The organism is Shewanella sp. AS16 (assembly GCF_021412365.1).
GTDB classification, from domain to species: Bacteria; Pseudomonadota; Gammaproteobacteria; order Enterobacterales; family Shewanellaceae; genus Shewanella; species Shewanella salipaludis.
This window is the reverse complement of the sequence record NZ_JAKCLK010000002.1, coordinates 1-18,794: the sequence shown is the minus strand read 5'-3', so window position 1 is coordinate 18,794 and position 18,794 is coordinate 1. Positions and strand designations below refer to the sequence as shown.

Genomic DNA, 18,794 nt, shown 5'->3' with positions numbered 1-18,794 from the left:
AGTTAATAACAGCAGGCGTTAAGCCCGTCCCTTGAGCCAGACATCCTGGACCCAATGCCAGAAGGATTCCCAGTATTCCTCATCGAAATCGCCATCTTGCCAGTGATGGATTTGGCCTTCCTGATCTATGCAATAGAAGCTGTCTCCTTGCTGGCAGATGGCAATCATCTCTCTGGGCATGCCTATGGACCAGGCATAACAAGTGACTTCCGGCAGGTAGGTGTGGGAATGGGGATCTGCGGCTGTGACAGGCTCTATCGCGCCATAGATGACATCGCTGGCGTAGAGCAGATACTCTTTCAGATCCCGTGGCAGCGGGATGAGAATTTGTTCTTCAACCTCAACCAGTTGCTCGAAACTGGGTAATTCGAGTGGCACAGGCACAGTTTCACTCAATTCCTGTAACCGCTCTATGATATCGTGCATGTTTTTTCCACGGATGAATGGCGTATGGTGCAGGAGTATAGCTTGTCTGCAAACTCAGACAAGCCTGAGTTAGCCGTAGGCCAACCGCCCGGGGGAAGCCATGGCCTCATCCTGGCGCTTATAGCTAAGCCAAGCCTTGTGGTACAGCTTATGGGATGCCTGTCGCAGGCGGGCTATCTGCGCCAATTCGAATTCACTCAAGGGCCGCTGTTGTTCGATAGCCGCCGCTTCCAGCGCCTGCACCTGCTCATACACTCGATGCTCAGCGCCATTTTTTATTGCCGCTATGTCCCTGAGGTGTAATTGTACCTCGGCGATCATGCCGCTCCTGGGCAGTTTCACCAGCAAGTTCAAGTCGCGATAGCCCGACGCCTTGGGGGCAGCGAAGCGGTTCTTCAATTGCACTATTTGCATGCGCTGGCTCAAGGCCTTGTAGGCCGCCATCAGGTCATGGATAGTGTCCGCTATCAGGCTGGCACGGCTGAGATCTGTGATTTTACCTGCATCACCGGCAAACTTGAGCTGCACTTTTTGATGGGCTCTTTGATAACTCTTTATCTGGGGGAGCTGCATCTGAACCCGGGTCTGTTCGGCAATCGGCTGGAGCAGCTCTGCCAGCTCTATCTGGGCTGCGAAGGCTTGAGCATACAGGGTGTCCAGGTCATTACTGTTCTGCCTCAGGGGAAGGTAGCTTGCGGTTGGCAGGGCACTGAGACCGAGATGGTTGTTCCCAGGAAACCCTTTGAGGCTGTATTTGCTCTGTTCTTCCTGAAATGGGGCTTCCAGCGCGAGTGGATTGGCTAAACTGGCTCGGCTCGATAGCAGGAGCAGGAAAATAAAGGAAGTGCGGAATAACTTAGTCATGGACGCCTCACCTTGGGTGGCTGTGGTACCAAGTTATACTTGCCGGACTTAATCCAGGCTGAATCTGAAATTAAGTTTTATTCATCTGGGAGGTGGTGGGGCTGAGGTAAAAAAAAACAGGCGCCCTCGGGCGCCTGTTTTGAGTTATGTCGCGTCTGATTACCAGATCTTGACGCGTTTTTCCGGTGCGACATACATGGCATCACCAGACTTCACGCCGAAGGTGGTGTAAAACTGCGGCATGTTGGACAGGGCGCCCAGTGCCCGGAACTCGGCAGGCGAATGGGGATCGGTCGCCACGCGGTTACGCAGTGATTCTTCTTTGATCTTGGCACGCCAAATCTGGGTGAAGCCGATGAAGAAGCGCTGATCGCCTGTCAGGCCGTCGATAACCGGGGCCTCCTTGCCATTCAATGATTTCTTGTAGGCGCGATAAGCGATGGTCACACCGGACAGATCGCCTATGTTTTCGCCCAGCGTCAGGCCGCCGTTGACGTGCAGATCATCAAATACCTGGTAGCCATCGTATTGGGCGATGAGCGCAGTACCGCGTTCAGAGAACTCTTTCAGATCTTGCTCTGTCCACCAGTCACGCATGTTGCCTTCGCCATCGAACTTGGCACCCTGATCGTCGAAGCCGTGACCCATCTCATGACCTATAACAGCGCCTATGCCGCCATAGTTGACCGCATCATCGGCTTGCATGTTGAAGAAGGGCGGTTGCAGTATGGCGGCCGGGAACACTATCTCGTTCATGGTGGGATTGTAGTAGGCGTTGACCGTTTGTGGGGTCATGTGCCACTCATCTCTGTCGATCGGGGCGCCCAGTTTTTCCAGATCTCTCTGGTGTTCTACTTGGCTGGCACGCATCGCATTGCCGACCAGATCGTCAGCCGCTATGGTCAGTTTGCTGTAATCTTCCCACTTGTTGGGATAGCCTATCTTGGGATTGAACTTGGCTAACTTGTCTTTAGCGGCGACCTTGGTATCGGCACTCATCCAAGAGAGTTCTTGTATGCTGTCGCCGTAAGCGCCACGTAAGTTCTCCACCAGCTGTTCCATTCTGTCCTTGGCTTCCGGAGTGAAGTGACGTTTGACGTACACCTTACCTACCACTTCGCCCAGCAGATTGTTGACCGTGGCGACGCCGCGTTTCCAGCGTGGTTCCTGTTCTTGCTGGCCGTTGAGTGTCTTGGCAAAGAACGCAAAGTTTTCATTATCCAAGGCATCGTTCAGTTGACCGGCGAAGTGAGTCAGCAGTTGCCACTGCATGTAAGTCTTCCACGTCGGCAGGTCTGTGTCTTTGACTAATTTGCCCAGACCTTCGATATAGCTCGGCTGGTTGATTATGATGTCGCCTTGCTTGTCGGCGCCCAAGGCAGTCAGGTAGGCATTCCAGTTGATATCAGGTGCCAGAGTGGGCAGATCTTTAACCTGGTATTTGTTGTAGGTCTTAGTGCTGTCACGGCTTTCGACGACATCCCAGTGTTGGGCCGCGATAGCGGTTTCCAGCGCCATGATTTTCTCGGCGCTTTCTTGCGGGGCTGCGAAGCCCGCCAGGGTGAACATCTTGGCGATATGCTCGACGAAGGCCTTGCGTATATTGACGAAGCGCTCGGCTTCGTTGAAGTAATAGTCTTTTTCCGGCAGGCTCAGGCCATATTGCCAGATATGGGTAGCGTAACGGCTGGAGTCTTTGGCATCTACATCTATATAGAATGCCATTGGGGTGCCGCCGCCTACGATTTGACTCTTGGCGAAATAAGTCACCAAATCGTCTTTAGAGGCTATGGCCTGGATGGCGTCGACTTCCTTGGCCAGAGGCGATACCCCAAGTTTGTTGAGTGTGTCAGTGTCCATGAAGGAGCGATACAGATCTGCGACTTTCTGTTCATCTGTGCCAGGCTTGAGATTGGCCGTTGCCGCAACTTCTTCTATGATGGCTTTGACATCGTCACGGGATTTTTCACGCAGATCATAGAAGGCGCCGACGCTGGTGCGATCGGCCGGGATCTCGGTTTGCTTGAGCCAGGTACCGTTCACATAGTCGTAGAAGTTATCCTGTGGACGTACCGACTTATCGAAGTTGGCAAATTCGATGCCTGATCCCAAGACCTTGGTGACGGCCTGTGCCGTGGCCGTCTTGCCCGTTTCCGGAGCCTTGTTGCTGGCCTCATCATTACAGGCGCTCAGGCCCAGGATCAGCGAGGCGCACAGGCCTCCAATCAATACATTTCTCATCTTGCTTCCTTCCATTTATGACGGCCCTCAACCGGAGCCTTTAGTATGCATGCTTGTCGCAATGCCTCGCGCCAGCTCTTTGACAAGGGCGAATCACAGGCATTATGGCATGTATATTAAGGCTTTATTGCCAAAGTAAACAAGTGTATTACCTCCTCTCCATGGGCCGGGAGCGGCCGTATATGTAACTAAAGGTTACTGAAGGGGGCGCGTCCATGGATTTTGAGCTGGGGGAGGCGCCAAGGGGAGGGACAAGCAAATCTTTGCCCTTTGTCTGTGTGGGCCTCATAATGGCGTCAGATCCTTATTTTAAGCCGAGTATTGAAGTGCGTTTAGACAAATTTATCTGTGAGAGTACCGAGCTGACCCGCTCGCTGGCGAAGAAAGCCCTGCATAGGGGCGAGGTGAGTTGTGATGGTGTGGTCGTCAAAGACTCGGGCTTTAAAGTGACTGAAACCACCCGTGTGTGTCTCGATGGCGAGCCGCTCTCTCTGCTTGGGGTGCGCTACCTGATGCTGAATAAGCCGGTGGATACCCTATGCTCGACCATAGATGAAGTTTATCCCTCTGTGCTGAGTCTGCTCGATGTCGCCAAAGCCGATACCTTGCATATCGCCGGGCGTCTGGATGCCGATACCACTGGCCTGGTGCTGATCACCAGCGACGGCCAGTGGTCGCACAAGATCACTTCTCCGAAGAAAGAGTGCACCAAACGCTACCTGGTGCAACTGGCCGATCCCCTGGATGAGTCGCTCAAGGCCAGCTTTGCGGCGGGCATAGAACTGAAAAACGAGGACGGCCCGACCAAACCTGCGTTGCTCGAGATCTTAGAACCTCACAAGGCCAGACTGACCATTACCGAAGGCAAATATCACCAAGTGAAACGCATGTTTGCCGCCGTGGGCAACAAGGTTGTGGCGCTGCATAGGGAATGCATAGGCCAGATTGAACTGGACTCAGAGCTTGAGCTCGGCCAATGGCGCTATTTGACCCCGGAGGAAATTGCCTCCGTCGGCTAGCTCGGGTTAATGCCATAGCGCTGAAGTGGGCTGGCTTTAAACGAGGGCCAACTTTAAGCGAGGGCCGGCCGCCCCTGGTTGGTTTGATTACATCTTGGTCTATGCCAGCCTTAGTGTGAGCCTAGCTTCACCAAGCCGCTTATGGTGCTGACGTGCATCTCCCCCCGGCCCTTGCCTGTCTGGAATTTCAGTTCGGCTCTGGGGGAGTATTTCTTCTTAACGGGTTTATCCTGGCTTAACTCATTGACTATCTTGCCTCCGGGACCGCCGTCTATGACAAAACTCAGGTTTGTCTGGCCGCTGAAATTCAGCGACAGATCGCCACTGACGCTCTCGAGACTGGCGCTCAGTATCTCGGCTGGCAAACTCAATTGACTGTCGCCGCTGACGCTTTTCAGTGTCAGGCGCTCGATTTTCGGGAATTGCCCCCGCAGCTCGCCGGATACTTGTTCTATGTCGATGTGGCTGGCGTCACTCTTGGCATCGAGATCGCCGCTCACCAGGCGATAACTTATCTCCCCCGTGCTGGCGTCATCGATTATCTCCCCTGAGACGGTATCCAGTAGACTCTTGCCGGCGAGTGCCTGGCTCTTGATGTCGCCGGAGACGGTCCGCAGCCGGCTATGGCCATCGAGCCGTTCCGCACTGAGGTTGCCACTGACCAGAGCCACGTTCAGTTCCCCCGTCAATGTGCTGAGCCGATAATCGGCCGATACGCCTTCGGCAGTCAGGTTCAATTCCCTGGGGACCTTGATGGTGAGCGCCGAGCCCTTTTTGCCATGACCTTGGGCGTTGCGTGGCAGCTTATCCTCCAGGGTGATACTGTTGCCTTGCTGTTCGAACACCAGTCCTTCACTCTGCTCGTCCAGTGTGCCGGACACAGAAATTTCCTGTTTGTCCCAGCTGAGGATCTGGACCTGGCCGCGCTGCACCTTGACTGACAGTTTGGGGGAATCCTGGACGCTCAGTTGCCGTTCTACTTGCTGGGCGGCAAAGGCCGGACCATAAAAACAGAGCAGACCGGCGAACAGCAGAGTGCCCAGCTGTGGGGGGAATTGGACAGATTTCATATTGTATCTCCTGAACCATTGGCATTTATTGGCAGTTTTGGCCCTGTTGCGCCAGTGCTGTTGCCCTTTGTTGCACCCAGGCCACGGTTGCCTTGTTTCCCTGTCGTGTCAGCTTAAGGCCCTGGGTACCGTTAACACTTGGCTTAACCCTCTGCTCACCGTCTTTCCCGCATCTTGTATTCCATGGCTATTGGATAACCCAGTGTAAGGCAAGAGATTTAAGCTCGGGTGAAGTTGCATCTGAAAAGATCATAAGATGAACAAAAAAACTATCTGTGGCAAGAGTTCAGTCCTGGGATGGTTCCGTCGCCTTAATGTCTGAGAGTCCATCTTTGTCGGCCCCGACCCATCTTATGGTCGGAGTAGTGGCTTTTAAACTGCGTTGGGGCGGCTCATGTATGTTTTACCATCGGTTCCTGGCATATACTTAGACCTTGGTTTTATATCGCGATACGGACGTCGTACCCTTAATTCCTGACAGCTGGATAGCTTGTATTCTGTTGCTTTGGGGCTTTGCTTTTAGCCGAGCGAAGCAACAGGCATGAAATCTGTCACTTACCCCGAGGCGTTGTCATGTTGATCCGCTCAAAATTATTACTCAGTGCAACCCTGTCGATCATGGCGGTCGTGGCCATGTTCGGCTTGCAGAGATACTCGAGCCATACTCAGACCGCATTATCGCTGGCCATAAGCAATGTGGTTGAATTGGAAAAAGAAGTGCTGCTGCTGCGCAAAGATGAGAAAGACTTCTTTGCCCGTCTGGATCTCGACTATGTGGCTCATACCAAGTTAACCCATGAACGGATCTCAGATCTGAGTCAGTCACTGCAACACACCTTGGTCGATTATGATATTTCGACTCAATCCCTGGACGGTTTCAGTCGGAGCCTGGGCAGCTACAGTGCCTTGTTCAACGATGTGGTTGTTCTGCAACAGGAAATAGGTCTGACCCCTAAATCCGGCCTCTACGGTGAGTTGCGCGAGGCGGTGCATAATGTTGAATCCCTGCTGAAAGATTTCAATGAGCCTGAACTGGAAGTCGCCATGCTGCAACTCAGACGCAGCGAAAAAGACTTTATGCTGCGCCGGGATCTTAAGTATATGGATGGTTTCAATGCCCATTTTGCCGATTTCAATCAACGCTTGCAGTCTTCTTCGCTGGCATCCAATACCAAGGGCGAAATCCAGAGGCTGATGCAGCAATATCAGACCGCCTTCACGGCTTTGGTCACCAAAGAGCAGCAATTGGGCCTGAGCAGCAATGACGGCAAGATGGCCAAGCTGCGGGATGCGGTCGCCCAGACGGAAGTCGATTCCGAAGCCTTGAAGCAGCAGACAGTCTCGGCCATTAGAAATGTTGAAAGCAATGTTTTCATCATAGGCCTGGTAGAGTTCTTGGTCATCACCCTGCTGCTATGTGTGGTGACTTATTTGATCGTTCGCAGCATTATCGATCCCATCAACAGCATCAATAAGGTCATCAGCAATATTGAAATCAACAAAGATCTCACCCAGCGTTGCGAGGTTGCCAGCCAGGATGAGATAGGCCAGATCGCGGTGCACTTCAATCGTATGGTGGAAAGCTTTCAGCAGTTGATCGAGCAAGTCATAGAATCTATTGGCGGCATGAATCAGTCCTGTTCCGAGCTATCCCACAATGCCGGCCTGGCATCCCAGGGAGTGGGACGGCAACTCAATGAGACTGACATGGTGGCGACGGCCATAACGGAAATGGGGGCCACCATAGAAGAGATCGCCAAGAACACAGAATTGGCGGCGGCGAAGGCGAGTGAAACCCATGTGAATGCCCAGGATGGCCAGTTGGGAGTGGAGCAAACCATAGAGAAGATCCAGGCCTTGGCCCAGCAGTTGGACGAATCGGCCAGGGTTGTGGGTGAGCTGGAGCATGACAGCGCCACCATAGGCAGTGTTCTGGATGTGATCCGCGGCATCGCCGAACAGACCAACTTGCTGGCGCTCAATGCCGCCATCGAGGCGGCCAGAGCCGGAGAGCAGGGCCGAGGTTTCGCCGTGGTTGCCGATGAGGTACGCAGTCTGGCGATGCGCACTCAGGAGTCGACTCAGGAAATTGCCAACATCATCCAGACTCTGCAGAGTCGGACCCGCTCAATAGTGCAATTAATGGAGGCGAGTCAGCAGCAAGGTGCCGACAGTGCCCAGCAAGCGGCGACCGCCGGTACCCTGCTGCAGCAGATCAACGCCGATGTCACCAATATCATGGATATGAGCACTCAGATAGCGGCGGCGATCGAAGAGCAAAGCATGGTGGCGGCCGAAGTGAATAAGAATGTGGTGGTGATCCGTGACATCGCCGAAGAGTCTTCTCATGCCGCCGCTGAAAATGCCTCTTCCTCCAATGAAGTGAAATCCAGGGCCGAGTTCCTGTTCCAGGCTGTGAGTCAGTTCAAGATTTAATGAGTGAGAATCACGGCTCTTCTCTTCGGGTGTCCGTGGGGGAGAGCGTTTATCTTGTTGGTTTACCCACTCTGCCAGCAGTAGAAGCGTGCAGCCTCTGCTGCTGGCAGAAGATATGATTCAAAGCTAGAGCCTAAACTCGCCGACTTGGGTGCGCATCACAGTCGCCAGTTCGTTCAATTTCTTGACCGAGTCATTCAGTTCGGCCGCGGCTTGGGTCGAGTGCTGGGCTATATCGCTGATGGCTATGATGCTGCGGTTGATACTTTCAGCGACACTGCTCTGTTCTTCTGCGGCGGTGGCGATATGGGTATTCATCTCTGTGATGTTATCGACGGAAATAACAATCCCCTCCAATGCTTGTCCTGCCTCATTGGCCTTGCTGTTGGCCTCCTCAACTTGTTTGATACCGACTTCCATGGTGCTGACAGCCTCATTGACTCCATGCTGGAGTCCGACGATCATGGATTCAATTTCCTGGGTCGATTCTTGAGTGCGCTTGGCCAGGGTGCGGACTTCATCGGCAACCACGGCGAAACCTCGGCCCTGCTCTCCTGCTCTGGCCGCCTCGATAGCCGCATTCAGCGCCAGCAGGTTGGTCTGTTCTGCAATGCCTTTGATGACATCCAGTACCCGACCTATATTGTGGCTTTCATTTGCCAGCGATGTAATGACGCTGGCGGTTTCTTGAATTTGTACCGATAACTGCGACATGCTGCCAATGGATTGCTGAACTATGTCATTGCCGTTGGCGGCATTGACATCGGCATCTCTCGCCGAGTCGGCAGCGGCAGTCGCGCTTTGAGCCACTTCGGCAACCGTGGCCGTCATCTGGTTCATTGCCGCCGCAGTCTGTTCAGTTTCTGCCTGTTGTTGGTATAAGCGTTCGTTGGCTTCATGGGTAAAGTTACTGAGTTCAGCCGCTGAGTCGCTGACGGTATTGGCGGCTTGGGCTATGGAGAGCAAGATGCCCCTTAGATGCGCTATGACTTGGGTTAGGTTGGTGGATATCTTGCCCAATTCGTCGTCGTTAAAGGGGACAAAAGTCACGGTAAGATCTGAGGTTGATTGGATCTTCTGCAGCTGAGTGAAGATATCTGCTATCGGTTTCATCACACTGCGGTTCACCCAAAACCCGATCACTAGACTGGCGATGACCGCGAGCAGGGTCAGCAGGATAAACAGGGTTGTCGATGATGCGTGAATGGCGTTCAACTTGTCCTTATCTTCGCCTGCCACCCTTAGTTGCAAGCTGACAAGAGCGGCGATCTTATTACTTATGGGATCTATGACCCGATACAGGGGGACTATATCCTGGGTTAATTTGCCGTCTATCTTGCCGTTGAGCTGAGCGAGCTTCAGCTCGAGTTCTGTGATCATGCCATTGGCCGGACCAAAGAGCCTGTCGGCTTCTCCGGCCAATTGGGATTCTTCCGGCGTTAATGTGGTGGCCATATATTTTTGCCAGCGCTGCCGGATCTCGGTATTGGCATTTTGCAGGGCATAGGCGGCTTGTTCTGCGCTAAACTCACCCGCATTTGCCTTATTGATGGCATCTATCACATAAACTGCGTAATCATCGCCAATCACCTTGAGATCTTCCAATGGCACGACTCTGTCATTGTAAATGCTGACAACTCCGGCTTCTATCTTGCTCATCATGTTGATGGCAATCAAACAAACGCTGATCAGAAAAGTTAAGGGGATCAGGAAGCCCAGTACCATTTTGTGCTTTATTTGTAAGTTCATTATTGCACTCGCTATAGGTAGACTGATGGAGGTCATCCTTGAACCGTGTGTGCTTACAGCATGAGTAACATGCATTAGCATCAGTTATAGCAAAGCAGGAGAAAGAGGGGTATCTATAAATAATTTTGAATGTTGCAGATACAAAAAAACCCCGCTAAGCGAGGTTTAAATGTTGGTACAGATGAGAAGACTTGAACTTCCACGCCCTTGCGGGCACCAGCACCTGAAGCTGGCGTGTCTACCAATTCCACCACATCTGCATTGATTGATTTAGCGTACCAAAAAATTGGTACAGGTGAGAAGACTTGAACTTCCACGCCCTTGCGGGCACCAGCACCTGAAGCTGGCGTGTCTACCAATTCCACCACACCTGCATTGTTATTCTAATCAGGAATAAAATGCCTTTCCCTAAAGTTGCAATTTGGTACAGGTGAGAGGACTTGAACCTCCACGCCCTTGCGAGCACCAGCACCTGAAGCTGGCGTGTCTACCAATTCCACCACACCTGCACTGTACCTATTGCAACCCTTTAATATCAGCCGCCTTGGCAACTGAGTTAAAGATGGTGCCCGAACCCGGAATCGAACCAGGGACACGCGGATTTTCAATCCGCTGCTCTACCGACTGAGCTATTCGGGCGACGGGCGCAATTTAAAGGGTTTTGGCGGTTCCAGTCAACTAGTTTCTGCTAAATATCTTAAAAAGCCGCTCGTTTGAATAAGTTTTGTGCATAAAGCCCGGTTTGGGCCTTCGGAGTCATCTGGCCTGAACTTGGGCGTGCATAGTGGCCATGGGATGCAGCGCGGCGCTTATCCGTATGCATCTCATTTTTTGGGAGCTAAGGCGTTGCGCAGAGCCAGGCCTGATTGCCTCGACCCTAAGACGCTCGTCACAGAAGCCCTTGTCACTAAAGCCTCTGTCGCTATACCTGCCATTTAAGTCACAGTTACTGTGCCGCTGGATGCCGCTGGTTTGGTGTGTGGCAGCTTAGGGTTGCGGCCCCTTTCGAATTGGGCCTTGCTGGCCTAGGGCGAGACAAGGCTACAGCGGTTTATGAGAGGGTGGTTTACGAGAAGGTGGCTTATGAGGAAAGACTTACAAGAAGGTGGCTTACAAGAAGATGGAATGATGCCCGTCAGTGCTGTCGACATAGGGCAAGGCCCTAGGCGCTAACCAACGCCTAGGCCGACAAGCTTGCCGGCTTATATAGATACAGATAATAAAACGCCCCGATAGCGGGGCGTTCTGTGATTCCTGGCGCTGAACCCATGCGTCAGTTTGACAAGATTTGATTGTTTGGATAGTTGGCTTGCATTACCATGAGCGCATGCTGCTTCAGTTGTTCCTGCCCTAATGCGTCATAAGCCTGTACCATGATCTCCAGCGCCCTCTCTGTAGAAGGGGTGCCCGGATAGGTTTCCAGTACAGACTGGGCTCGAACGGCGGCGGCACTCCAGGCATTCATCTTGATGTAATACTCGGCCACGGTGATCGAGTATTTCGCCAAACGGTTTTTCAGTCCTTGCATGCGCTTTTGTGCATCGGCGGCATACTTACTGTTGGGATAACTTTTGATGAGCTTATCGAAGTCCTTGAAGGCATCCTGTGCATTTTTCGGATCGCGATCGGTTCGGTCGATATTCAACATGTCGTGAAACAAGTAGTTATCGGCCTGCATGTTGACTAGTCCACGCATATAATAGACATAGTCGATATCGGGATGGGTGGGGTTGAGACGGATAAACCTGTCTATGCTGGCCAGGCCAGACGCCGCGTCATCCATCTTATAGTAGGCATAGATGAGATCCAGCTGAACCTGAGTCTTATGCGGACCAAATGGGAAGCGAGAGTCCAGAGCTTCCAGGGTGCGGACAGCCTTAGAGTAATTACCGAGTTCCATCGACGTACGGGCCTGAGAGTAAAGTATCTCAGGGGACTTTTGACTAACGATATCTTCATCGTCGGGGCTACTGCTACAGGCAGATAAGGCCAGTGAAAGCAGGACTAAGGTTACGCCTTTGGAAAATTTATACATACTTGAATTCAATTCTTTTTAAGTTGTAGTTAAGAATTTTTCCATTTCACTATAAAATAGAAAACATCCGATTGTAACAGATAGCACACTTTTTTGGACCCCAAAACCGGGGTACGGTTCCTATGACACAAGAGATTAATCTAAAAAGCGAGATTTCAGCAACACAAACCGGCTTGAGACTCGATCAGGCATTGGCTGAGTTGTTTCCCGATTACTCGCGTACGCGCATCAAGGAATGGATCCTCTCCGGTGCAGTCCAGGTCGATGGCGTGGTGGTCGATAAGCCCCGTGAAAAGGTCCTCGAATCACAACAGATAGAGGTTGGTGCGACGCTGGAAGAAGAAGTGCATGCCAAAGCACAGGCCATAGACCTGGACATAGTCTATGAAGATGAACACATATTGGTGATCAATAAGCAGGCGGGCTTAGTGGTTCATCCGGGCGCGGGCAATGCCGATGGTACCCTGATGAATGCCCTGCTGCACCATTGCCCTGAGATCGAGCATGTGCCTCGTGCTGGCATAGTACATCGTCTGGATAAAGACACTACCGGCCTGATGGTGGTAGCGAAAACCGTCGAGGCTCAGACTCACCTGGTGGCAGCCCTGCAGGCGCGGGAAATTACCCGTGAGTATGAGGCCATAGTGTTGGGCACCATGACAGGCGGCGGCACAGTGGATGAACCCATAGGCCGTCATCCTACCAAGCGTACCCATATGGCGGTGCATCATGCGGGAAAACCTGCTGTGACTCACTACCGGGTGGCGGAGAAGTTCCGTAACCATACCCGTTTGCGACTCAGGCTGGAATCTGGCCGTACCCATCAGATCCGGGTGCATATGGCGCACATAGGCCATGTGTTGCTGGGCGACCCTGTTTATGGTGGTCGTCCCCGTCCACCGAAAGCGGCGAGTCCGGAGTTTTTCGAGATATTGAAAAACTTCAAACGTCAGGCCCTGCACGCGGTCAGGCTGGAATTGGCGCATCCCTTCAGCTGTGAAATCATGAGCTGGCAGGCCCCCATTCCGGAAGACATGGTGATACTGACCAAGGCACTGCGTCAGGACACGGCCGAGCATCCGATAGAATACCTGTAAATGTTAACTCAGCACTGGCCGCTACCGCAGAATGTTGGCATCGCCATGACAGGGCGTCATGGCGGCGTCAGCCTCCCCCCCTATGACAGCCTGAACCTTGGACTGCACGTGGGGGACAGGGAGGCCGACGTGTTGGCCAACCGTGCCTTGCTCAAACACAACCTGGGCTTGAACTTCGAACCTCAGTGGCTGCAGCAGGTGCATGGCACACGGCTGGTCGATCTCGGCGCTTCGTCGATGCGAACCGCAGATGCCAGTTACAGCAATAGAGCCGAAAACATCTGCGTGGTGATGACGGCAGACTGTCTGCCCATCTTGCTATGCGACACTTCGGGTACCGAAGTGGCGGCGGTGCATGCCGGCTGGCGTGGTTTGTGTGATGGGGTGATAGAGGCCGCCATCGCAGCTTTCAAGGCGCCGGCGGCAAACTTGCAGGCCTATCTTGGTCCGGCGATCGGACCACAGGCGTTCGAAGTCGGCACCGAGGTGAGGGAGCAGTTTGTGGTTAAACATGCCCAGGCCGAGACTTTTTTCGTTCCCCATGCCGATAAATATCTGGCCGATCTCCTTGGCCTGGCTTCCCTGAGACTCCAACTTGCCGGCGTCGAGCGTATCTATGCCGCCAATGTCTGCACCTTTCAACGAGCGACAGAGTATTTTTCTTATCGTCGCGATCGCTTTTGCGGCAGAATGGCCTCCTTGATCTGGCTCAAATCTTGAGTCGAATTTGTGTCTCCTGCTTGAAATTGTCTGAATAGTCCCCATCTTTAAACTAACTAAATGCGATAACTTCATTTGTAGTTTCAGGAGGCTGTATGCGGCTCGATCGTATGACCAACAAATTTCAGCTTGCCATTTCAGACGCCCAGTCGTTAGCGCTCGGGCGCGATCATCAGTTTATCGAACCCTTGCATCTGATGATGGCATTATTGAATCAGGACTCAGGTTCCATCCATCCCTTGCTGACCCAGGCCGGGATCCGCGTCAGTGCCTTGCGCTCGGCGCTCAGCCAGGAGCTGGATCGTCTGCCCCAGGTTGAAGGTACGGGGGGCGATGTGCAGTTGTCCCAGGGGCTGATCCGCCTGTTGAATCTATGCGATAAGCTGGCCCAGAAACGCAAAGACAAATACATCTCCAGCGAGCTGTTCATATTGGCTGCGCTGGAAGGCAATGATCCCTTGGCCAACTGTTTGAAAAACGCCGGTGCCAACAAGGCATTGATGGAGCAAACCATAGAGCAAATGCGTGGCGGTCAGAATGTGGACGATCCCAATGCCGAAGATCAGCGCCAGGCGCTGAAGAAGTTCACCATAGATCTCACCGAGCGTGCTGAACAGGGCAAATTGGATCCTGTGATCGGCCGTGATGAAGAAATTCGCCGCACCATACAAGTACTGCAGCGTCGCAGTAAAAACAATCCTGTGTTGATCGGTGAGCCCGGGGTAGGTAAGACAGCCATAGTCGAAGGCCTGGCACAGAGGATCATCAACGGTGAAGTGCCCGAAGGCATCAAGAATAAGCGAGTGCTGTCGCTCGACATGGGCGCGCTGATCGCCGGCGCCAAATATCGCGGTGAATTCGAAGAAAGACTGAAGGCCGTACTCAACGAATTGGCGCAGGAAGAGGGCCAGGTGATCCTCTTCATCGACGAGTTGCATACCATGGTGGGTGCGGGCAAAGGGGATGGCGCCATGGATGCAGGCAACATGCTTAAACCCGCACTGGCGCGCGGCGACTTGCATTGTGTCGGTGCCACGACGCTGGACGAATACCGCCAATATATAGAGAAAGACGCGGCGCTCGAACGCCGTTTCCAGAAAGTCTTGGTGGATGAACCCAGTGTCGAAGATACCATTGCCATCTTGCGCGGTCTGAAAGAGCGCTACGAGCTGCATCACCATGTGGAAATTACCGATCCTGCCATAGTCGCGGCGGCGACCATGTCCCATCGCTACGTGTCCGACAGGAAATTGCCCGACAAGGCGATAGATCTTATCGATGAAGCCGCCTCCAGTATCCGCATGCAAATCGATTCCAAGCCAGAATCCTTGGACAGACTGGAGCGCCGCGCCATTCAGTTGAAGCTGGAAGAACAGGCATTGTCGAAAGAAAACGATGAGGCCAGCCGGCGTCGATTGGAGCACTTGCGTGCCGAGTTGGCCGATGTCGAGTCCAAGGTGTCAGAACTCAATGAAGTCTGGCATACGGAGAAGGCCGCTCTGGCGGGGACTCAGCATATCAAGGCGGATCTCGAGCAGGCCCGCATGGATCTTGAGGTGTCCCGCCGTGCCGGCGATCTGACCCGCATGTCCGAGTTACAATACGGCCGTATTCCTGAACTCGAAAAACAGCTGGATCTGGCCTCACAAGCGGAAATGCAGGACATGACCCTGCTGCGCAATAAGGTCACGGATGTCGAGATTGCCGAAGTGCTGTCCAAGGCGACGGGGATCCCTGTGTCGCGCATGCTGCAGGGGGAGCGGGAAAAATTGCTGCAGATGGAAGGCGCACTGCATAAGCGGGTGATAGGCCAAAATGAGGCGGTGGATTCTGTTTCCAACGCCATTCGCCGCAGCCGTGCCGGGCTTGCGGATCCGAATCGCCCCATAGGCTCCTTCCTGTTTCTCGGCCCTACCGGGGTGGGGAAAACGGAATTGTGTAAGGCCCTGGCGAGATTCCTGTTCGATACTGAGTCGGCCTTGGTCCGCATCGACATGTCCGAGTTTATGGAGAAGCATTCTGTATCTCGTCTGGTCGGTGCCCCTCCTGGGTATGTGGGATATGAAGAGGGCGGTTATCTGACCGAGGCCGTGAGACGTAAACCCTACTCAGTGATCTTGCTCGATGAAGTGGAAAAAGCCCATCCAGATGTGTTCAACATCCTATTGCAAGTGCTGGACGATGGTCGCCTGACCGATGGTCAGGGGCGTACCGTCGACTTCAAGAATACCGTGGTTATCATGACGTCGAATCTGGGTTCCGACATCATTCAGGATAGCTTTGGTCGAGTCAGTTATGAGCAAATGAAGGCCGATGTGATGGACGTGGTCATGCATAGCTTCAGGCCGGAGTTTTTGAATCGGATCGATGAGTCAGTAGTTTTCCACCCCTTGGATGCCGACAACATCAAGCACATCGCCAGCATTCAAATCGATGCCTTGCGTCAGCGTCTGGCAGAGAAAGATTTCGAGCTGGAGATCTCCGACGATGCCCTGAGTTTGATAGCTCAGTTGGGCTTCGATCCCGTCTATGGCGCCAGACCCCTGAAGCGGGCGTTGCAGCAGGAAGTCGAAAATCCGCTGGCGCAACAGCTGCTGCGTGGTGATTTATTGCCGGGCAAGGCCATCAAGGTCGGCTGTTCAGGTTCAGAGTTGGTATTCGAGCAATAGCCAAGGGTATCTAGCGATACACGAGATGAAAAAGGGAAACGTCGAGTTTCCCTTTTTTATGTCTTCTATAAGTGTGGTGCCTGTGGCGTCAAGGTTGCTTAGCGCAAAAAAATTCGACTCTTCGGGTTTGCTCTTGTATCGCCTGCTGGCGTTGCTCCTCCGTCATGGCCAAGGTTTCGCCCGAGGTCTTGTCGCGGCGGTTGAGTTTGGTATAAGTGGTCAGCACATTAAGGTTTTGACGCGCACTCTCACAGTTAGCTTTAGCCTGTTTAACATCTGAAGCCTTGCTCAAGGCCGCCGAAGGTGCCGAGTCGGCCGCTGTCGCTTGGCTTCCCATGCGCTTAGTCGGGGCTATGGAGCCTATCTTGCCCGGCTCTATGCTTTGGCTGTCTAATTGTGCCGCTTTCCCTTCTTCGGGAGCCTGTTGGCTGTAATGGGTAACCCCATCCTTGTCGACCCAGGTATATATGCTAGTGGCAAATACTGGCGCAACTGAGCCCCACAGCAGACAAATCGAAAAGATGTTTTTTAACATAAAGAGATCCTAAGGTGTTCCAATGAGATAGTGCTATCGACCCGACTCATCGATATCCGGCACTCGCCTGAAAGTATGCTATCTTGGAGCTAAAGCTAACCTCTGACAATAATGAATTCAGTGTATGCCAAATCCAGTCAACCAAACAGTGAAAAACAAAGGCATCTATTTGCTGCCTAATCTCTTTACCACCGCCGGGCTATTTTCAGGCTTCTACGCCGTTATCGCTTCCATGAATGGTCACTTCGAGGCGGCGGCTATCGCTGTCTTCGTCGCCATGATCTGCGACGGTCTCGATGGCCGGGTCGCCAGACTCACAAATACCCAAAGTGACTTCGGTGCCGAATATGACAGCATGGCCGACATGGTCTCTTTCGGCATGGCGCCGGCGTTGCTGGCCTATAATTGGGCCCTGGCGGATTTAGGCAAGATAGGTTGGCTGGCCGCCTTCATATATTGTGCCGGCGCGGCATTGCGTCTCGCTCGCTTCAATACCCAGGTAGGTGTCGCCGATAAGCGCTATTTTCAGGGACTCGCCAGCCCGGCTGCCGCCGCCGTTATCGCCGGGAGTATTTGGTGTGGCCATCAATATGACATCTCGGGCGCCGATGTCAGTTGGATTGTGGCCTTAGTCACTGCGCTCGTTGGGCTCCTGATGGTCAGCAACTTCAGATACCATTCATTTAAAGAAGTGGACTGGCGCGGTAAGGTGAACTTCATAGTGATCTTGCTGCTGGTTGGCGTCTTTGTGGTGATCTCGGTACAACCTGCATTAATTCTTTGCGTTGGTTTCTATCTCTATGCACTCTCGGGTCCTGTGATCACCATACGTACCCTAAGAAAGCTCAGGGCCAGCCACGGCAGTGAGGAGCGCAACCGAGGAGACTCGGACCTAAATGTTGCCTCGTCAGTCGAGGAGGAGAACTCAACCCAAGTTAAGCCGGAGCTCAAAACTGATGCCGAGCAAGAAACCAATGCAAAAGATAAGCAAGATAAAGCCGAGTAAGCTGGGGCGAGAGTGAGGCCCGGGTCATCGAATTTGTCCTAGCAGTTAAATCCGGTTTTGGCCGGATTTTTTCATATCAGATACTTCTTTTACTCTCTTTGGTTATTAGTTATTGGTCTATCGAGTCGCAGGCAAGCCAGTTCATTGTGTGCCACAATTATTTTCCTTGAGCAAAACCCGGGCATTAGCCTGTGAGTATTCGGCATAGAAGGTTGAATGTTTTCGCTCAAAAGCCGATAAGTCAGCGATGGAATCACTGAAAACGCGGCGAGAATAAAGGAAACTTCCACTCGTTTGGGGCCAAATTGGCTTACTTATGAACGTTTGGTATGTTTTCTGCCCGCTTGGGTGTTTTTATTGGATAAAGCCCTTGCGCGGCCGCTGGAACTCCCTATAATGCGCATCCACTGACACGGCAGACAGCGAAAGTTAACCACCGAGTCGGGTTGATTTGAGACTGTTACTCTCTGTTGAGAATGGCGCTTAAATCGACAGCGAAAAGAAGTTTTAAAAACTCCTTGACGCCAAACGGGAAATGCGTAAAATGCACGACCCTGAGCTGATGAAGCATCAGCCCCGACCCAACGAGGTCAACGCTCTTTAACAATCTAAAACAAGAAATCTGTGTGGACACTCACAGGTGTTGAGTTAATCGAAACTGCTTAGCCTTAGGGTTGGCAGTCAAAATTTAAATCAATGTAACGATGAGTGTTCATAGCAATATGTACAAAGAGTCAATCGCAAGATTGATTCGAATCAGAATTCATTGAGCCGAACTTCTCTTGTAACAAAGAGTGGTTCAAAAAACTTTAATTGAAGAGTTTGATCATGGCTCAGATTGAACGCTGGCGGCAGGCCTAACACATGCAAGTCGAGCGGCAGCGGGAAGATAGCTTGCTATCTTTGCCGGCGAGCGGCGGACGGGTG

Annotated in this window: 13 protein-coding genes, 4 tRNA genes and 1 rRNA gene; 7 read left to right on the top strand and 11 right to left on the bottom strand. The window is 52.7% G+C overall.

What is annotated here, in order from left to right:
- Nucleotides 1–18: 18 nt before the first annotated feature.
- From LZP73_RS04960 to LZP73_RS04950, 3 genes are all read right to left on the bottom strand, one after another.
- Nucleotides 19–426 (bottom strand): SMI1/KNR4 family protein, encoded by a 408-nt coding sequence (locus tag LZP73_RS04960; protein WP_234233366.1) that lies wholly within the window; start codon nucleotides 424–426, stop codon nucleotides 19–21.
- Nucleotides 427–495: 69 nt separating this feature from the next.
- Complete coding sequence (locus LZP73_RS04955; RefSeq protein ID WP_234233365.1) at nucleotides 496–1,290, bottom strand: RelA/SpoT domain-containing protein; 795 nt, start codon at nucleotides 1,288–1,290, stop codon at nucleotides 496–498.
- Between the two features lie 159 nt (nucleotides 1,291–1,449).
- Nucleotides 1,450–3,531 carry a M13 family metallopeptidase gene (locus LZP73_RS04950; protein ID WP_234233364.1) on the bottom strand — a complete coding sequence of 694 codons (2,082 nt, stop codon included), beginning with the start codon at nucleotides 3,529–3,531 and terminating at the stop codon, nucleotides 1,450–1,452.
- A gap of 290 nt (nucleotides 3,532–3,821) precedes the next feature.
- On the opposite strand from LZP73_RS04950, the gene rsuA reads away from it, so the two are divergent.
- Nucleotides 3,822–4,550, top strand: coding sequence for a 16S rRNA pseudouridine(516) synthase RsuA (gene rsuA, locus LZP73_RS04945; protein WP_234233363.1), 729 nt, complete (start codon nucleotides 3,822–3,824; stop codon nucleotides 4,548–4,550).
- Nucleotides 4,551–4,660: 110 nt separating this feature from the next.
- Here rsuA and LZP73_RS04940 read toward each other — a convergent pair whose 3' ends face one another.
- On the bottom strand, nucleotides 4,661–5,620 hold the full coding sequence (locus LZP73_RS04940; protein WP_234233362.1) for a DUF4097 family beta strand repeat-containing protein: 960 nt from the start codon (nucleotides 5,618–5,620) through the stop codon (nucleotides 4,661–4,663).
- A gap of 573 nt (nucleotides 5,621–6,193) precedes the next feature.
- Between LZP73_RS04940 and LZP73_RS04935 the strand changes: the two genes are divergently transcribed.
- Nucleotides 6,194–8,056 (top strand): methyl-accepting chemotaxis protein, encoded by a 1,863-nt coding sequence (locus LZP73_RS04935; RefSeq protein WP_234233361.1) that lies wholly within the window; start codon nucleotides 6,194–6,196, stop codon nucleotides 8,054–8,056.
- Nucleotides 8,057–8,182: 126 nt separating this feature from the next.
- On the opposite strand, the gene LZP73_RS04930 is transcribed toward LZP73_RS04935, so the two are convergent.
- The 6 genes from LZP73_RS04930 to LZP73_RS04905 form a co-directional block, all read right to left on the bottom strand.
- Nucleotides 8,183–9,805 carry a methyl-accepting chemotaxis protein gene (locus tag LZP73_RS04930; protein WP_234233360.1) on the bottom strand — a complete coding sequence of 541 codons (1,623 nt, stop codon included), beginning with the start codon at nucleotides 9,803–9,805 and terminating at the stop codon, nucleotides 8,183–8,185.
- A 173-nt stretch (nucleotides 9,806–9,978) separates the two neighbouring features.
- Nucleotides 9,979–10,065, bottom strand: a tRNA-Leu gene (locus LZP73_RS04925).
- 27 nt (nucleotides 10,066–10,092) lie between these two features.
- Nucleotides 10,093–10,179: transfer RNA gene (locus tag LZP73_RS04920), tRNA-Leu, on the bottom strand.
- Nucleotides 10,180–10,227: 48 nt separating this feature from the next.
- A tRNA-Leu gene (locus LZP73_RS04915) sits at nucleotides 10,228–10,314 on the bottom strand.
- A gap of 54 nt (nucleotides 10,315–10,368) precedes the next feature.
- Nucleotides 10,369–10,444, bottom strand: a tRNA-Phe gene (locus LZP73_RS04910).
- Nucleotides 10,445–11,078: 634 nt separating this feature from the next.
- Nucleotides 11,079–11,840 (bottom strand): outer membrane protein assembly factor BamD, encoded by a 762-nt coding sequence (locus tag LZP73_RS04905; RefSeq protein ID WP_234233359.1) that lies wholly within the window; start codon nucleotides 11,838–11,840, stop codon nucleotides 11,079–11,081.
- Nucleotides 11,841–11,962: 122 nt separating this feature from the next.
- Between LZP73_RS04905 and rluD the strand changes: the two genes are divergently transcribed.
- The 3 genes from rluD to clpB all read left to right on the top strand — a co-directional run bounded on the left by rluD (nucleotide 11,963) and on the right by clpB (nucleotide 16,326).
- The gene (gene rluD / locus LZP73_RS04900; protein WP_234233358.1) at nucleotides 11,963–12,937 is read left to right on the top strand and encodes a 23S rRNA pseudouridine(1911/1915/1917) synthase RluD; all 975 of its coding nucleotides are present in this window, start codon (nucleotides 11,963–11,965) and stop codon (nucleotides 12,935–12,937) included.
- The gene (gene pgeF, locus LZP73_RS04895) at nucleotides 12,938–13,657 is read left to right on the top strand and encodes a peptidoglycan editing factor PgeF (protein ID WP_234233357.1); all 720 of its coding nucleotides are present in this window, start codon (nucleotides 12,938–12,940) and stop codon (nucleotides 13,655–13,657) included. It begins immediately after the preceding gene.
- A 95-nt stretch (nucleotides 13,658–13,752) separates the two neighbouring features.
- Complete coding sequence (gene clpB, locus LZP73_RS04890) at nucleotides 13,753–16,326, top strand: ATP-dependent chaperone ClpB (RefSeq protein ID WP_234233356.1); 2,574 nt, start codon at nucleotides 13,753–13,755, stop codon at nucleotides 16,324–16,326.
- 88 nt (nucleotides 16,327–16,414) lie between these two features.
- On the opposite strand, the gene LZP73_RS04885 is transcribed toward clpB, so the two are convergent.
- Nucleotides 16,415–16,861: a DUF4124 domain-containing protein gene (locus LZP73_RS04885; RefSeq protein WP_234233355.1), complete on the bottom strand. Its 447-nt coding sequence runs from the start codon at nucleotides 16,859–16,861 to the stop codon at nucleotides 16,415–16,417.
- Nucleotides 16,862–16,985: 124 nt separating this feature from the next.
- Here LZP73_RS04885 and pssA point away from each other — a divergent pair, with 124 nt between their 5' ends.
- The gene (gene pssA, locus LZP73_RS04880; protein ID WP_234233354.1) at nucleotides 16,986–17,867 is read left to right on the top strand and encodes a CDP-diacylglycerol--serine O-phosphatidyltransferase; all 882 of its coding nucleotides are present in this window, start codon (nucleotides 16,986–16,988) and stop codon (nucleotides 17,865–17,867) included.
- An 810-nt stretch (nucleotides 17,868–18,677) separates the two neighbouring features.
- Nucleotides 18,678–18,794: ribosomal RNA gene (locus tag LZP73_RS04875) — 16S ribosomal RNA — on the top strand; the annotation flags it as partial.

Bases quoted from the DNA above. Each gene is read 5' to 3' on its own strand.
- LZP73_RS04960 (WP_234233366.1), bottom strand. From the start codon at position 426: ATGCACGATATCATAGAGCGGTTACAGGAATTGAGTGAAACTGTGCCT.
- LZP73_RS04955 (WP_234233365.1), bottom strand. From the start codon at position 1,290: ATGACTAAGTTATTCCGCACTTCCTTTATTTTCCTGCTCCTGCTATCG.
- LZP73_RS04950 (WP_234233364.1), bottom strand. From the start codon at position 3,531: ATGAGAAATGTATTGATTGGAGGCCTGTGCGCCTCGCTGATCCTGGGC.
- rsuA (WP_234233363.1), top strand. From the start codon at position 3,822: ATGGCGTCAGATCCTTATTTTAAGCCGAGTATTGAAGTGCGTTTAGAC.
- LZP73_RS04940 (WP_234233362.1), bottom strand. From the start codon at position 5,620: ATGAAATCTGTCCAATTCCCCCCACAGCTGGGCACTCTGCTGTTCGCC.
- LZP73_RS04935 (WP_234233361.1), top strand. From the start codon at position 6,194: ATGTTGATCCGCTCAAAATTATTACTCAGTGCAACCCTGTCGATCATG.
- LZP73_RS04930 (WP_234233360.1), bottom strand. From the start codon at position 9,805: ATGAACTTACAAATAAAGCACAAAATGGTACTGGGCTTCCTGATCCCC.
- LZP73_RS04905 (WP_234233359.1), bottom strand. From the start codon at position 11,840: ATGTATAAATTTTCCAAAGGCGTAACCTTAGTCCTGCTTTCACTGGCC.
- rluD (WP_234233358.1), top strand. From the start codon at position 11,963: ATGACACAAGAGATTAATCTAAAAAGCGAGATTTCAGCAACACAAACC.
- pgeF (WP_234233357.1), top strand. From the start codon at position 12,938: ATGTTAACTCAGCACTGGCCGCTACCGCAGAATGTTGGCATCGCCATG.
- clpB (WP_234233356.1), top strand. From the start codon at position 13,753: ATGCGGCTCGATCGTATGACCAACAAATTTCAGCTTGCCATTTCAGAC.
- LZP73_RS04885 (WP_234233355.1), bottom strand. From the start codon at position 16,861: ATGTTAAAAAACATCTTTTCGATTTGTCTGCTGTGGGGCTCAGTTGCG.
- pssA (WP_234233354.1), top strand. From the start codon at position 16,986: ATGCCAAATCCAGTCAACCAAACAGTGAAAAACAAAGGCATCTATTTG.